Origin of the sequence: Pseudomonas sp. 2822-15 (assembly GCF_002742515.1) — a bacterium.
GTDB lineage: Bacteria > Pseudomonadota > Gammaproteobacteria > Pseudomonadales > Pseudomonadaceae > Aquipseudomonas > Aquipseudomonas salomonii.
In genome coordinates this window covers 42,086-57,339 of sequence record NZ_LJRY01000206.1, presented here as the reverse complement: position 1 = coordinate 57,339, position 15,254 = coordinate 42,086, and the positions used below count along the sequence as shown (strand labels likewise).

General features: G+C 49.8%; 12 protein-coding genes. 3 read left to right on the top strand and 9 right to left on the bottom strand.

The window, feature by feature from the left end:
- Positions 1-3: 3 nt before the first annotated feature.
- A complete protein-coding gene (locus AOA59_RS20915) occupies positions 4-1,002 on the top strand; it encodes a DUF4238 domain-containing protein (protein ID WP_218212205.1) in 999 nt (332 codons plus the stop codon).
- 36 nt (positions 1,003-1,038) lie between these two features.
- Here AOA59_RS20915 and AOA59_RS32085 read toward each other — a convergent pair whose 3' ends face one another.
- The 4 genes from AOA59_RS32085 to AOA59_RS20895 form a co-directional block, all read right to left on the bottom strand.
- Entirely contained in the window at positions 1,039-1,392 is a 354-nt protein-coding gene (locus AOA59_RS32085; protein ID WP_143522797.1) for a hypothetical protein, read from the bottom strand.
- 215 nt (positions 1,393-1,607) lie between these two features.
- Positions 1,608-2,660: a hypothetical protein gene (locus tag AOA59_RS20905; RefSeq protein ID WP_099488911.1), complete on the bottom strand. Its 1,053-nt coding sequence runs from the start codon at positions 2,658-2,660 to the stop codon at positions 1,608-1,610.
- Positions 2,661-2,730: 70 nt separating this feature from the next.
- Positions 2,731-3,579, bottom strand: coding sequence for a hypothetical protein (locus tag AOA59_RS20900; RefSeq protein WP_099488910.1), 849 nt, complete (start codon positions 3,577-3,579; stop codon positions 2,731-2,733).
- A 577-nt stretch (positions 3,580-4,156) separates the two neighbouring features.
- Positions 4,157-5,089 (bottom strand): hypothetical protein, encoded by a 933-nt coding sequence (locus AOA59_RS20895; RefSeq protein ID WP_099488909.1) that lies wholly within the window; start codon positions 5,087-5,089, stop codon positions 4,157-4,159.
- A 146-nt stretch (positions 5,090-5,235) separates the two neighbouring features.
- Between AOA59_RS20895 and AOA59_RS20890 the strand changes: the two genes are divergently transcribed.
- Both AOA59_RS20890 and AOA59_RS20885 read left to right on the top strand, forming a co-directional pair.
- Positions 5,236-6,900 (top strand): ATP-dependent endonuclease, encoded by a 1,665-nt coding sequence (locus AOA59_RS20890; protein WP_256593077.1) that lies wholly within the window; start codon positions 5,236-5,238, stop codon positions 6,898-6,900.
- The gene (locus AOA59_RS20885) at positions 6,893-7,963 is read left to right on the top strand and encodes a UvrD-helicase domain-containing protein (protein ID WP_099488908.1); all 1,071 of its coding nucleotides are present in this window, start codon (positions 6,893-6,895) and stop codon (positions 7,961-7,963) included. Before AOA59_RS20890 ends, AOA59_RS20885 begins: the two co-directional genes overlap by 8 nt.
- A gap of 645 nt (positions 7,964-8,608) precedes the next feature.
- Here AOA59_RS20885 and AOA59_RS20880 read toward each other — a convergent pair.
- From AOA59_RS20880 to AOA59_RS20860, 5 genes are read right to left on the bottom strand one after another with little or no spacing between them, the layout of a single operon-like run.
- The gene (locus tag AOA59_RS20880; RefSeq protein WP_099488907.1) at positions 8,609-10,873 is read right to left on the bottom strand and encodes an AAA family ATPase; all 2,265 of its coding nucleotides are present in this window, start codon (positions 10,871-10,873) and stop codon (positions 8,609-8,611) included.
- Positions 10,870-11,301 carry a VPA1267 family protein gene (locus tag AOA59_RS20875; protein WP_099488906.1) on the bottom strand — a complete coding sequence of 144 codons (432 nt, stop codon included), beginning with the start codon at positions 11,299-11,301 and terminating at the stop codon, positions 10,870-10,872. Before AOA59_RS20875 ends, AOA59_RS20880 begins: the two co-directional genes overlap by 4 nt.
- Positions 11,301-11,717 carry a hypothetical protein gene (locus tag AOA59_RS20870; RefSeq protein ID WP_099488905.1) on the bottom strand — a complete coding sequence of 139 codons (417 nt, stop codon included), beginning with the start codon at positions 11,715-11,717 and terminating at the stop codon, positions 11,301-11,303. Before AOA59_RS20870 ends, AOA59_RS20875 begins: the two co-directional genes overlap by 1 nt.
- Positions 11,717-13,714, bottom strand: coding sequence for an integrase (locus AOA59_RS20865; RefSeq protein ID WP_099488904.1), 1,998 nt, complete (start codon positions 13,712-13,714; stop codon positions 11,717-11,719). Before AOA59_RS20865 ends, AOA59_RS20870 begins: the two co-directional genes overlap by 1 nt.
- On the bottom strand, positions 13,714-15,252 hold the full coding sequence (locus AOA59_RS20860) for a site-specific integrase (protein WP_099488903.1): 1,539 nt from the start codon (positions 15,250-15,252) through the stop codon (positions 13,714-13,716). Before AOA59_RS20860 ends, AOA59_RS20865 begins: the two co-directional genes overlap by 1 nt.
- Between the last annotated feature and the right edge of the window lie 2 nt (positions 15,253-15,254).

Here is a 15,254-nt window from a genome sequence, read left to right as displayed (position 1 = left end):
GGAGTGAATTCTATCCAGCAAAAAAAACGTCACCACTTTGTCCCCAAAGCATATCTAAAAGCGTTCACGAATAAGGATGGCCAGGTTCTCGTTTACCGTAAGGATAACCCCGGACGTGCGCTCCCCGCCAAGCCCGATACAACGCAGTTTGAACGGTATTACTATTCGCAACCGCTACCCGAAGGCGGTCAGGACAATAACACTCTAGAGGACATTTTTTGCGAAGTAGAGTCCGCATGGCCAGCTCTCGTTGAGAGGCTGGCTCGGAAAGAATCCATAAATGATGAAATTGATCACTTCATCCAATTTGTGGCGCTACAGCGAGCCCGTGTGCCTGCGGCGAGAGATGCATTTGAGGCCGCATTGGCGGCAACCGTTAAGGAAACTATGAAAGCGCTAGCGAGAAATGGAAAACTCCCTGCGCCGCCCCCAGGTTTTGAAGACATCCTCGACAAGATCGACGTGTCCATAGACCCTCATCAAAGCATTCACGCGATGCCTGGCCTCATCAACAAAATTGGCGAGCTTTTCGATACGGTTGGCATAGCCATTATTCACAACACGTCTAATATGCCGTTTCTGACAAGCGACAATCCAGTCGCTTGGTACGACCCGTCGATCCCAATCGAAAGTCAGAATCCCTATGCCATTTCCCCCGACGGGCCGATAGCGATCCAGTTTCCCATAAGCCCCCAGATGATGTTGTTTGGAGCTAAGGAATACCGAGAGCGCTACTGCGCGGAAGGGCTCTTGCATGGCGAGATACCGGACGTTGAATGGGTACGTTCTGTAAACACACAGACCTGTCGCTTCGGCTATGGCGCTGTAATTGCCCAACAACCAGGACAGGAAGAAATGATCCAGGCGCATAGTGCGCTGTCGCCGGTGTTCGACCACTCCTCACTGGAACTTGGCGCCAAGACACTCTCAATAGGTCGGTTCGTTTTCGGTGCGCGAGTAGCGAAGCTAAAGTGGATACCTCACAAAGATGGATCCGCCTGAACTCGTTCCGTAACCAATCGGAATTTCTGTCACTGACTACCACCGCATTGTCTCCGAGATTTGGTCGCGGGCATTTGCCGGCGCCTGGTGCTGAACGTACATCAGCTGCGTGTGCAACTGAGGCTCGGCTCTCGGCATGTTGCTCGGCTGCGGGAGCCACATGACGATGTAACCACTCAAAATCCCTATGGCCAGGTTCAGTAGCGTTTTTTTCAGATCTTTTTTAGTCATCAGTTGCCCACCTTCTTTTTCGAGGGCAACAGTCGGTATAACGGCAGTTTTTTCCCCGACCAGGGTTGTTTGCCATTTTTTTGCTTCGCCATCGCGGCCTCGCTCGCAGTGTGATCTCTTGATCGCGCTGTCACGACCAATTGCAGGCGCTATTTTCACCAGCGTTTAGCTGTGTCATCGGGAGGGGTTGCATGGTTTTCGCAAATCCTGAAAACCCAATATGACGGACGAGGGAGGCCTGAGCAGCTATAGTCGGGCGTGCGCCAGGGAGATCCTGCACAACATTGTCTCTTCGGAGGTTAGGAGAACGAGTCGAACTCATCCAGGCTTGGCAGAACCTCCACACCAGTATTCTGTAATGCATCGGCAGCCGTTTAGGGCTCAGTGGGATTGCTAAAAAACGCTGTGGAGATGAAATAATGTTGAATGGGGCCTACTGGATACAATTCTTCGTCTTTATAAAGAACTTCCTTCACGTCTGCAGAAATGTAGGAAGCAAAATTTTCTGAAAATATCAGCTTGCTTTTCAGTGTGTACATTAAAAGGCCAAAACTAATTTGGTGACATCTCGTAAAGTCGTCGAACATTTTTTTTGAGATCGCATTATCCAGATAAGCAACAAAAGTTTCACTTGACGATTTCAGGTCTAATTTGCAGGCGTAGATGATGCAAGGATCTTCTTCTTCGTCTTTCGTGAGATCGACACATGCAGTGAAGCAAAACCCCGCAGCACCTGTTGGAAAACTTTCGAATTTAAGAACGTAGTTTTTCGATTCAATTCCGTCGAAAATTTTATTGTAAACGTCCCATAAGCGCTGCCTCTTCAATTCAAGTCCGGTTTTTTTGTCGTTAAAATGACGAATTACTTCTATGACTTCTCCATCATTTCGAATATTCTCAGGCACGTCGCTGATGAATATTTCTGAAGCCTTAATTTGCAAATCCATCTCAAAAATTTGAGCTCTTGTTGTCCGCAAGCACTGTTTGTTTACATAGTGAATATCGAAAGGTGTGTCGCTTGAGTCAATGTCGGAAAACAGTGCTGCGTCGTGCTCGGAGCAATACCCAGGGAAATTTGTTGCATTTCTTTTGTGTTGTCTCCCTTCGACGAAAAAAATCGGGTTGTCCTTTATGTCTTTTTTTAAAATTACGACACTTGAGTCAAGTGAGCAGATATTTTTTAGAACTGCATTTTCGGAAACTTCATGAGATGCGCAGGATTTTTTCTCGCAGCCTTTATGTTGGCAACTCCATCCTGATTTTGCGCGCGGCTTTAGCTGATAGGTATCCAAAATTTTTTTTATGTTGCGTGAAACGCTGCCCGGTAGGTTACTAAAGAACATGTTCAGCAACAGATCTTTGAGTGCGGGATTATCTTCCGTAACTTCCAGTATTTCAACTATATGATCGCTGAATGACTTTTCCACGTTGATTTCCTTTTGTGACCTGGTGGGATGCAATAGGCGTCGAGTGATGCTTACTGGTTTCGTGCTTGCCCTAAGCAACCGCGTCAACAAGCGAGTTTCTCAATTCATCAAGAATCACCTGGGATTGATTTACCATCACTTGACTCACGGTAGGATCGGCCCCATGGATAATTGCGTGTCGGAGGGCGAACAGATTTTGCAGTTTCTTGCAAAGTTCGCGAGTGATTACTCCTCTCCGGTAGAGAAACTCTGCCATTCTAGTGCTCGTTATACGCTTTGCATTTCTTGACATTTCCGAGTCAGACAAAACCTCTTGCTTCTTCAAAGCAGCGGTCAATTCGTTCTGGACGGTATTGTAAACACTTATGAACTCCTTAAGACTACCCTGCCCCTCCTCCACGTTATGGTTAGGGTCAATCTTATTCTGAAGGGTTCTACTTGCCGCCTTAATATTCCCTGGCAGCACAATATCGACAATAAAAAAGGCGATGGCCACGAATGCAATTGCGAAAAGAGACTGCCCCAAATTCATGAGAATTGTTAAAAGCCTAGAATCCTGGGTATTCTCGTAAGCAATGACTAGGTTGGTGATAAGGATTGTGCTCATTACGAGAGCAGTGATCATGGATAGCTGCTGAAAATATCTGATTTCTAGTCTTTCGATTGACTCGATGCGAGTCTCGTCATCCTGCGCTTCGCGGTTAAGTTCACCACGAAAGAATATGTATCCAGCAAGCGTAAGACCGTAAACAGCCGCTAAGACTTGTGCCGATGTCGAATACAGATACATGATCTGATTCTCATTTAGCTCAACCCAGGCTTCTCTCAATCCTATGTCGGAGAAGTAGGCAGTGGAAGCAGCTAGCGATAGCAATATAACAGCGAAAAAAACAAAGTTCGGTATCGAATGGGTTCGCATTAATCTTCCTTGAGGACACTTACCTGATCTGTGGCTGATTGACTGAGCTACTTTATTCATCACGTTGGGGTGCTGAGTTCGCAGTTCGCCAAGGAGGCATTATGCCACTACCTATATCAAATCCGCTAATGCTACGACGCATGCCGCTGACGGATGCAGCAGCCAGAAGCTGTGTAATCGTCGTGGGAAATCACCCATAGCCGAGCGGAAGAGTCAGGTGTCGTCGCCCCATGCATGATTGGATCACCTGGCGGGCAGAAACAGGTCACTCCCTTTTCGTGAGTAACCTCCGATTCATCGCGTTTGATTATTTCTTTTTAGGCTTTCCCGCGTCATCACGCTTATCGCGGACTTGGCCATCTTGATTCCGAGAGCGAGGTTGAACGCCACCTCCCGGTTTGGGAACAGTTACGTTTGGATTCAAAGGTCGTCTGTCGGTCATGCTGTCATCCTTGTGCGCAAAGTACGTGATTTTGAAAATGGCTCAGCCATGAACATTTCGCGCGCACTCCGAAAATCCATAACGCCGCTGCTGAGCGAAGCTAAAATTCGTTGCTCACTACCGACAATGACGCGCTCATACCTTGGTGATTTGTGCCATCAAGACCAGGCTTAAGGTGAGTCGATTCTTGGTAAAAGTCTTGTAGCGTCCTTCGTTTGGCGCCGTCGTAGGCGGCGTGGTCGAAGCCTTCCACATTCCCAATACAACAACCTCATCGTCATGCTCTATCCCCTTGAGCCAGGCGGTCTGACGAGACCAAATACTGACCTCTAGACCTACTCCGTTTTCGGGATTTTCGGAGTCCGCACCATACTTGTTCATCCTGAGATTCAAGACATTTTTGTTTTTATCGTCGCCCACACAGCGCCGAACACTTTTGACGTACCCATGGATGGCAATGGGATGCTGGGTGGTGTTTTGGGATACGGCATGGAACGCTTCCATGTGCCGTTCCGTTTCGAAATAGAACTGGTGCCAATTGACAACCGTATTGCCTTCAAACACGAGCTCTAGGTGCTGCTCAACGTCGCTATCACTGGCGCACAATGCCCGTAGTTTGAGGGCTCGTTTGGAAGAGTTGATATATGCAGGCAGTTTGCCAGGAGTAGAGACATAGGTTTTGCTGGATCTGGCGTTGGAGCCGTCGCCATTTTGGTTTGTAGGTGCTGCACCACCCTCCAGGGCCTCTTTGATCATTACCAGGCGCATGCGGTACTGATTACCTTTGACACTCTCGAGAAGGCCTTGCGACTCTTTGGCAATTTCCGAGATTTCCTCCTGCACTCCGTATTTGCAGTTGGCTGCATGCTCGCCACCAGGCAGAAGCCTGAAGTACGCAGAGACAAACACCGACTTGTCGTGTAGCTCTCGTGTGTAAGACGGATTGTGGGTAACACCGATACTGCAAAACCGACATTTGAGCGGCTCTGCTCCCATACCTTTTTGATACGTATCGGCTTGCCATTCACTGCCTGTGCGATCCAGAGCACTGCCCATCTTGATGCCCATACAGACTCCTTTCCTATAGATAAATCCAGTCTACGCAAACTCGGTTTAGCTGCAACCGCAGGCTTGCGGATTATGGGCCTCGATTCTTTTTCTGCCCGTACTGCTGGGCACTTGAGCCCAGTGCATCCATGGTGTCTACTCAAAGCTTGTTCGATCTTCTTCTCTCGCTTTCGAGCGTCGCCGACACCACTGCCGAAAGGATGATGGCCTTGATAACCCAGATCAAGATTCGTGGTTACCGTATCTATCGAGATTTCACCCTTAGGCCTAACGCTCGACTCAACATTCTCGTCGGTGGTAATGACGCGGGAAAATCAACCCTGATAGAAGCTATCGCCCTAGCACTCAACGGTCGAATCGGCGGACGAGGCGTGCTAGAGGAGTTGAACCCTTACTGGTTCAACACCGACATGGTTGAAGAGTTCGTGAACCTAAGGAAGGCGGGCAAGAAAGTTGCCCTTCCTGAGATTTTGATCGAGCTCTATTTGGATAAGCGAGACGATCTCCAAGGGCTCTGCGGAGCAATCAACACCGACGTTCCGACTAACGCCTGTCCCGGAGTCTCCCTGAGAATCTTCCCAAACGAAGAGTATCGAGACATGCTCGACGAGTGGCTCAAGTCGCCGACTGCCCTGCTGCCCGTCGAATATTACACCTATGAGTGGCGCAGCTTCGCTGACCAGGAGCTTACCAAACGTCCCCGAGCTCTCTCGGTCGCTGTCATTGACTCCCGCACAGTGAGATCCACAAATGGAGTTGACTACCATCTTCGCCAGATCCTCAGTGATCATCTGGAACCAAGCGAAAAGGCGTCAATTTCGCTGAGCTACCGTGAGGTCAAAGCATCCATGACTGAGAGCGCTCTTTCAGAAGTCAACACGCGCCTCGCATTGCTTGAAGCCTCTCTTGAGAATGAGCCTATGGCACTGGCCATGGATCAAAGCTCCAGATCGTCGTGGGAAGGTTCCGTGACCCCCCATGTAGATGATGTCCCATTTTCGATGGCTGGGCAGGGTCAGCAGGCAGCAATCAAAATATCGCTTGCGATGAAACGCCACTCAGCGAATGCAAGCATAGTAATGATTGAGGAGCCGGAAAATCACCTCTCTCATACAAGCCTAGCTACGCTGTTGTCTCGCATTGAAGCATTGGCAACAGACCAGCAACAGCTTTTCATCTCAACTCACAGTACCTACGTGCTGAACAGGCTTGGGCTTAATTCGTTGCTTCTTTTGAACCGCAACACGGCCTCTAAAATAACTGAACTGACACCTGACACCGTTAGGTACTTTCAGCGATTACCAGGTTACGACACGCTAAGGATGGTTCTAGCCAAGAAAGTTGTGCTGGTAGAGGGGCCGTCCGACGAGATCATTTTCGAGCGAGTTTTTAAGGATAAATATCTGCTTACACCAATGGCGTTTGGCATTGACGTCATCAGCATGCGAGGACTCGCACTGGCTCGATGTTTGGAGCTTTGTGCCGCTATCAACAAACAGGTCGCTGTGATGCGCGACAACGACGGAGTAGAGCCAGTTAAGCTGAGAGAGCCAGTGGAGAAATGGCTCGATGGCACTCGGCGAGAGTTATTTATCGGCGATGTTAGTGACGGTAAGACGCTCGAGCCTCAGCTGATTCATCATAATGGTGAAAAAGGGTTGCGAACGATTTTGGGTATTACTGTTGCAGCCGACCTTGAGACTTGGATGATACGAGAGAAGACCGAGGGGGCTTTGAGAATCGCTGAGTCCACTGATGCACTGATCCCTCCAGCGTATATGGCAGCCGCCGCGAAGTTTATCCATGGCTAACCATCTGACCTTAGCCGTTGCCGGAGGAAGGAAAACTCAGGGGCTGGTGGAACACTGCAAGTCTCTGCCAATTGACCGTCGAGTGTTAGTCGTCACCTTCACGCAAAGCAACCAGCTAGAGCTCCGCCACCGACTCGCCTCCCAAGCCGGCGACTTGCAAAACTTAGAGGTGATGGGGTGGTACACATTCCTACTTCGCCATTTCGCCAAGCCGTTCCTACCATTCATTTTACCTAGCGAAAGGGTTGGTGGATTCGACTTTGAAGGAAGGCCATACTTCAAAGCGGTCGGCAAGGCCAGGTATATGAATCGAAACAACGAGGTCTACGCCTCTGAGTTGGGAAGGCTTGCTTTCGAAGCAATGCAGTCCAGCGGTGGTGTGCTCAAGCACCGACTCGAGTGTCTCTATGAGGAGATTCTCTTTGACGAAGTGCAGGATCTAAGTGGCTACGACTGGGAAATAGTTCATCAGCTACTTTTGTCCAAAATCGATGTTCGAATGGTGGGTGACGTCCGGCAGTCTGTTTTGTCCACCAACCCTCGTGGTCAGAAGAATAAAAAATATGCGTACGCCGGTGCAGTTGAATGGTTCCGTGATCGCGAAACCACGGGGTTATTGCGCATCAACTACTCGTCGGTCACGCACAGATGCCGAGCCGAAATCGCAAGCTTTTCAGACACAATATTTGATGCCACGTGGGGATTTCCGGAAACCACGTCTGAGAACACTGTATGCACGGGGCATGATGGTGTTTTCCTCGTTAGCAGGAAATATGTCGACGATTACGTTGCGAGGTTTCAACCCCAATGTCTGAGGCACTCCATCAGTTCCGGCAAGGAGTATTCGCTGGATTTCCTAAACTTCAAGGTTTCGAAAGGTGCGACCTATGAGCGTGTCCTCATCCTACCTACGGTGAATATAGAAAGCTTCCTCAAAAAAGGAATTCAATTGGAAGCAACCTCAGCGGCATCTTTTTACGTAGCCGTGACTAGGGCAAAGCAAAGCGTGGCCATTATCCTTGATAAGCCCGGTGACTCGAAGCTGCCTTATTGGCACCCCTAACTTTGCGAGAATTAGCCTTAGCTGCTGTGTCGGAGGCAGAAAAAACGGAAAAGCAATGCGACTGGAGCCGTATTGAATACTGAATCAAAAGCGCTTCAACCTTATTTGGATATAAGTCAAATAGCTTCAATATATATTATAGTATTAAACACCGACAAAAAAAACGACCTGACGGTCGTAGTTCTATAGCACTCTATTTCGCCTCACCACCCCATGTACGCTCTACTTCAAAGGGGGCAGAGACAAAGTCCTCCCCTACCCTCCCTGGCCATACGGCCAAAATCACGCACACAGCAACCATCAGTATTTTATTGTTTTTCATTTCGTAGCGCTCCATACACTCCTTGTTAATTTATTTGAGTGTTATATAAGTTGTACCATTTAAAAATACAACTTCAAGAGCAAACAAGAAAAATATTTTAATACTGCAATTCCCAGCACTATAATACAAATAGAACTAACAAGCCCAGCAAAAAACATTACGACTATCAAAGACAGCATTACAACACCCATCTTACACTGATAATTACCGGTGCTAACTAGGCGGAGGAATCCCCCTACCCCATCTGATATTGACGTGACTGATTACGCCCACGGACAACTAACAATTTAGTGACTTATGCAAACTTAACCCACTATAAAGTTCTAGACTGTTTCTAACAACGCACGCAGACCAACTTGCCGTGAAAAAGCTTTTGGGGGCAATGCAATAGCCTCCTTCACGGCATCCAAGTCACCGACAAACACCACCTGCGCTTGGGCTCGGGTTGCAGCGGTGTACACGAAGGTACGGTCAAGAATGCGTGACTTGCGTACTGGGATGATCACACGCCTGAACTGCGAACCCTGGGCCTTATGGACTGTGATTGAGTAGGCCAACTCCAGCGAGTCAATATCAGTGTTCAGAATGTAGTGCTGTACCCCCTCAAATGTAGCCATTCCAAGGGCCGTACAAAAATAAGGTTTGTCTTCAGTGCCGAGATCCACTGAGCGTGGCTTGTCGAAAACCTCATCAAGCTTGCCAAGAGAACCGTTTTGCAGGTTACGAGCCCAGTCGTTTGCCGTGTACATCAAGAGATCTCCAACGGATAAACCCGTCGCTTCAATCTCACCCGTCTCTTGGTTCTCGACCAACAACTGCCTGGTGTGATCCCCGTATTGGACGTGACAGATACGGTTTAAAGCGTCAACGCCCGCAAATCGGCACGATCTTGTCGCTGACAAGATCTGGGTGTTTTCAGAGTCTCGCTCATACAGCCTGAGGACGGTCGGAATAATCTGATCATGAGAGCAAGGCAAGAACACGACATCATCACGCTCATCCGAGCTAAATATTGGGCACTGGCCATCTCGAATCTGCCGGGATGCCAAGGGGATTGATGAATCTTCGGCTTGGCGTTTGACCTCAACCAGCTCCGTAGTTGGCACCGCCGCCATACCGCACAGCACATGCAAGATCAGGCCGGCGCCAATTGGTGGCAGTTGATAAGGGTCACCTACCAGGATTATTTGAGACTCAGATGGCAACTTTTGAACCAGCCGGTAGAACGTCACGAGGTCAAGCATCGAAGCTTCGTCAATGACAATGATTGGTGAACGACCCATTTCTTTGTCGCCTACTTTGCGCAGGAAGCCAGCGATAGTCCGTGCCTCCTCGCCCGTGGCTTCAATCATTCGAGCCGTTGCCCGGCCTGAGAGCGCCATTTGAAACCTAGGTCGACCTGTCGTATCCAAGGCTTTATATAGGGCCTTTAGGACGGTGGTTTTCCCAACACCGGCCCCCCCGGTGATAATACTGATGCGACTTTTCAAGGACGTCTTCACGGCTGCATGCTGGGCTTCGTTCAGCGCAAAATTGTCCAAGTGCAGATGATCACGCTCTAGCCGTTCAAAGTCAGCTATCACGCGGCCTACATCTATAGAAAACAGCGGTTGCTGCCCCTCAGGCGCGCGAAGAAGTGACATAACGAACTCAGCACAGCTCCGCTCCATAAGGTATGTGCCTGGAGTGTGGAGCATGACATCACCGCCAAGGGTTTCGCGGACGATGAACTGCCCAGTAGCTTTACCTTGCACTAGCGCCTTTGCCAACGCAGAAGTAGGCGCAGAGTGAGGAGCCAGTAGTTTGCTGAAAGTCTGTAAGAGATCCGAAATTGTTGCACACGTATGACCTTTCTCGGCGGCGCGGTATAGGGCCTCCTCTAAGGCAGCTCCCAGCCTTCTGGAGTCATCAAGGCCAATCGAAAAACGCTCACAAGCTATCTTGTCTACTTCATCCCAGCTACCACAGAAACTCAGCAGTCGATATGGATCCTCTTGCAGCGCATGGATCGTGTTGCTCTTGTGAAACTTAATCGCCTTACGCGCCAGATTAAGGGGAATAACCTTGTCCTGAACGAAACGCAGAGTCTTCGCATCGCCGTTTTCGAGCCAAGCGGAGAACAAGCCTAAACGAACGTTTTTGGAAGGCACGATCTTGCTGATTGAATGATGGTTCGAGCAATCGAGGATATCGTAAAGTGAACCTTGAAAAGCGTCCCAAAGCTTGGTCGCCTTTACCTCCCCTACTCCAGGGACGTTGTCTGCCAGCCATTGAATGAGCTGGCTACCGCTCGGACGAACAAGACGGATATATTGGGCGTCGACTTGGATTTCAGAAACTTTATAGCCGCCGTGATCACGATGTATCACGCTGCTTTCGCCGTAGACCTCGTAGATGCCCCCGACCTCTACCATCGAGCTTGGCGCCGTGATGGTAGGAACTACGATTACAATGGCTGTCGACCTATCGTTGAGTCCCAACTCGACATCCACCCGATGTCCGAAGGCAACGCAACCCTTGTGATTAGCAGATCGAATACGGGTCACGCGCACTGTAACCGTGAGCACCAACGGTTGCTGAGCAATCATCTTGGCATTCGCCCTGTCTCATCCAGAAATGCAGCCATCAGTTGAAAGCGCTCTAACATCGACTTAGCCTTGCCAAGCTCTGCTCGCAGTGAAGCGTTTTCTTGCTCAAGCCTATCTAGACGCTGAGCGTCCAGCCTATTCTGTTTTGCTTGGGCATCCCTGATCACAGGCTTGCTTGTTCCTGTTACTAGGCTGCCAACTGGAAGCACACCCCGCTTGCGCAAGGCCTCCTCCAACTCCTCTAGCTCGGCTTTAATAGCGGGGTTCTGTACAAGCGCACTTTTCCCGAAACCGCATTCGGCGGATATGTCAGCTCGCTTAAGTTGCCCGCGATGAACGTACTCCCTGAAATCATAATCTGATTTAGATTGGGCCCATGCCCTGAAGGCCGCAAGGTTTGCCCCAGCCATCTGTTGCCCATTGGCCATCAGCGTTTCTTCTCCGAGGAGTCGCGGTCGATTACGGGAAGATGCTCATCCAGCATCGCCTTGGTGATTCCTCGCTTCTGGGCGTTGTATTGCCAACGGATAAACTGCTCGATCAATCGCTCGTTTTCGTATTTATGGCGTTCCACTTCGCTTTCGAGCTTGCGGATTTTCTGCTCGGCATAGGAGAGACTGGACGGACGCCGAGACGGTGTTGGCCCCGTTTTTACGTAGTTCTTCTTCGCATCGAATGCCGACTTCACAGCCAGATGTGCATTGAGGGTTTGTCTTGTCGGACGAAAGCCAAACACCTCTTCTGCTCTGTCACACAGGCCGTCCCAAGTGAGCCGTGCTTCCCAGGCATCAACGAGGTCAACCAGTACCTGAATGTCGTGATCGGTTAGGTGTCTGCGCGCCATCAGAAGGCATCCATCATAAAATCCAAGAGCGGAATCTCAGGGACTGGCTCCGGTAGACGGTGCGTACCTTGGCGAGCAGCAAGCTCCCGTTTCAGCGCGCTGTACTCTTGGTCATTGTTGAGCATGATGACGCTTCCATCGCAAATCTCTGAACTCCCCATGATTCCAATTAGTTGATCTAGGCGCTCCAAAGTTTTGAGCTGATGCTGACTCCAAGGATCAGCGCCAAAATAGCCAGACTCATCAGCCAACCTAGCCTTATCAAGCTGAACCTGAGTAAGGCGACGTTGCACCTTTAGACGCTCTAGCTTTTCAACATCGCCCTTAATGCATGCATGCTCTGTGCAATTCAAACAGTCCCTATGCTTCTGGCATGGGAGCATCGAGTAGTCATGGACACAGAACCCAAAGATCGTGACGTGCGCAATTGCATCACCCACCTGATCCAGGTCTTCGAGGGTGACCGGAGCGTTTTGCTTCACCTTGTCCAAAACCCCTTTGGGCAGAGCATTCTCGGAGAGCTTCACGTACTCATCCTCGGACATATGATTGTACGTAGCATTTTGGTGAATATTCGCTCGAGCAGACCATTTCGCAATGTCGAGCTGCCCTAAGTTCCCCCGTTGCGCTGCCGTATTTAGCAGGTGGCGTACTTGATGCGAAGTCATGGTGACTTCCGTCCCATCTGGGTTTTTGTAGCCATGGCGCGTCCAGATGCTTCGCTCTTGACCGTCGATGTAATTGAGGTCAGTGGTGAACAGGCTCTTACCTGGAACCCACAGTTTGATGCGGCTTGTGCTGAGATCAAGGCGAAACTCATGCGCTCGATAGCAGCAAAGAGCCTCCGAATATTTGAGCTTCCGCTCGTCATCAAGGTAGGGAAAGCCTTCAGGAAGCACCGAGTGGCAGTAGTCGTTCAGGAAAGACAAAGTCAGCGGTTTAGTGGATTTTCGGTACTCTACATAGGGTGCGTAGCCTTTAAAGAACTGATGAATCACCCCTTTGTCTCCCGCCCAAGCCAGCCCCAGTGCCAAGCAAACGTGCTCGTCCGACAGGGGGGCATGCTCTTTAACGCTTGGACACTCATCATGGCGGTAGAACTTCGATGGATTCTCCTCGTACCACTTAGCCAGTCTCCGCCCCTCTGCAGACAATTCGGACAGTCGGCGGACAGCCTCTTCAGCGATCTCCACAAAGCATGTCGTCACATACTTAATGTCCCAGCCGGCGCCTTTACCTCCAAAGAAGCGAAGGCCAAGCCGGTCGATGCCTTTCGTGTCCTTGTCATGATGCAAGACACTCAAAGGAAGCTGCTGAACTTCACTGATCCTTGACGGCGCGCACATCAGCAATGCAAAGATTGACGTTGTGAAACGGTCACGAGGATGCTGCGAGTCATTCGCAAACATCTCGGCCATTCCCTCGAGTTGCAGGTCATCTGGCAGCTTATTGGCGCGCTTGTCTTGAGTCTCCTTATCAGTGCGATTGATCTCTTTCGGCTTTGAAATGGGATTTCGCCATTCAATTCGCTTAGCCGCGATCTTGCTATCGTTCAGGAACTTGACGAGCTTCGCCAATGCAGAGCCTGCTTGGTAGGCAGTGGCGCCATACTCCCTAGCAAATTGCGCAGCAATATCCATTACGGTGGTGTCGACCAAAGTAATGTCTGCCTTTCCTTTTACCGTAAGGAGCGCCGGCTCTATGCAGCGAATAGCCTTGAATTCGTTAATCAGCTTGGATGGTTTAAGCCCTTGTTGATAACGGACATATGCTTTAGCGAACGGCAAGATGTCCGAGTTCAGGTACTGCTCTTCAGTGTACCCCCTCGCCGGAGCGCCCTTGACGGTAAAGTTTCCAACCTTTGGCCAGGCGTTGGAGCTCCAATTGAGACATTCACCAAATACCGTAAGCCTGTCCCGGCACATCTCAATGAATTCTTCAAGATTGCTTCTAGCATCTCGCTCTGACTTGGGGATAAACAGCAGAGTCTCAGCCATTATTTGCCCACACCTTTGGCAACCCGGCAACGATGGATCACGTCGCTTACTGCATAGATCAATCGATCATTTGCCGATGCAATTTTGAGATCACCCGTCAGATCTTTTACACGCTCACGCTCTTGAATTAGACCGTCCAAGACTTCTTCGTGCGGCCCGTCCAGCCAAGGCTGGAAGTAAGTGCAGGTATAACATGCGACCGGGGCAAGGGCACCGCAGAAGCCGTGACTGCCGCAACTACCAACATTCCCTCTGCCATTCGAAATTCGGCTCGACGGGTCGTCACCACGAAGTGCCTGCCTTTCAGATGGAATCACAACACCTCTAAAAATCTGGGCGAAGGGAGCCAACTGCATAGCAACTGCTTTGTCGATCCGCTCTACGATGTCAGGTAAATTCTTGACGTAAACGCCCACATTTTGGGTGTCGGAGTGATCAAGAGCCTCGGCAATTACGTATTCTCCTTTTCCCTCACGCGCCAAGTTGGTGCCCAGCGTATATCGGAACCGATTGGGGTTGAGATGAAGAGGCTGACCAGACCGTTCACTGATCACGTTCATCTTTTCACCAGCGTCCACCAATGTGTGGGAGATTTCAATCGAAGGGATATGGAGGCGGTCAGACTTCAACACCTCCAGTTCTACCGCTATTGAAAGCTCCTCATTCATATTAGGGAACAATGGAAGCTCACCATCCATATGCGCGGGAATGAGCTTAGTATCAAGACTCTTGGCGAACAAAACCCTGACATAGTTTGCCTGCCCATTCAGCAGCATCCAGAGGTCTTCAATGATTGCAAACTTCTTGAATGAAGAGCGCCACCCCATATTGCGCTGCTTGGCACGAGGAAAATTAATGAAATACTTACTTCCAACCTGAATCAGATCTTTAAGTTTCAGAGCAGAAACCTGACCCGGTCGACGTCCGGTCATCGCAAACGTCATAGTCAACGCAGTTTCGGTCAAGCCTAAAACTCTGGTAGCAAAACAGTGAGTTGTTGACTCCACAACCCCCTGCATTTCGACATCAGTCAAAGGCCCCTCTTCCGGGCATTGCGACTGAACAGCACGGCCTTTTTCATTACCTTTGATACGAAGACTATCGAGCAGGGTAAGGGTCTCAGCCGGTATCCCTGGATAACCCAGTCGGGCCCACTGTCGAACAAGTACACGTACTGTCGATAGATACCAAGCTCGCGGCTTATCCAAACTGGCGTTATAAGATATAAAGGACTCGACAGAAAAGAGCTCAGCACCTTTAAGTGTCTTCACATAATGCGCGAGTCTTACCATCAAATTTTGGACATGAGATGGGGAGCTATGCCTTGCGTAGAAAGCAAGCACTTGACGAAGCGTATAGCTATCGCCTGGGAAAATCCTACTAAACTCACCAATAGGCAAATCGATATCTTTGCTCAGCTTCCAGCGCTCGTCGAGAAGATCGACTACATAGCCGTCACGAGAGTAAAACTGCTCGCTGCCCAGTTGTTGGAGGCCATCCAATCCAACCGGCGTCAATGCATCCACAGTCTCACCCATTG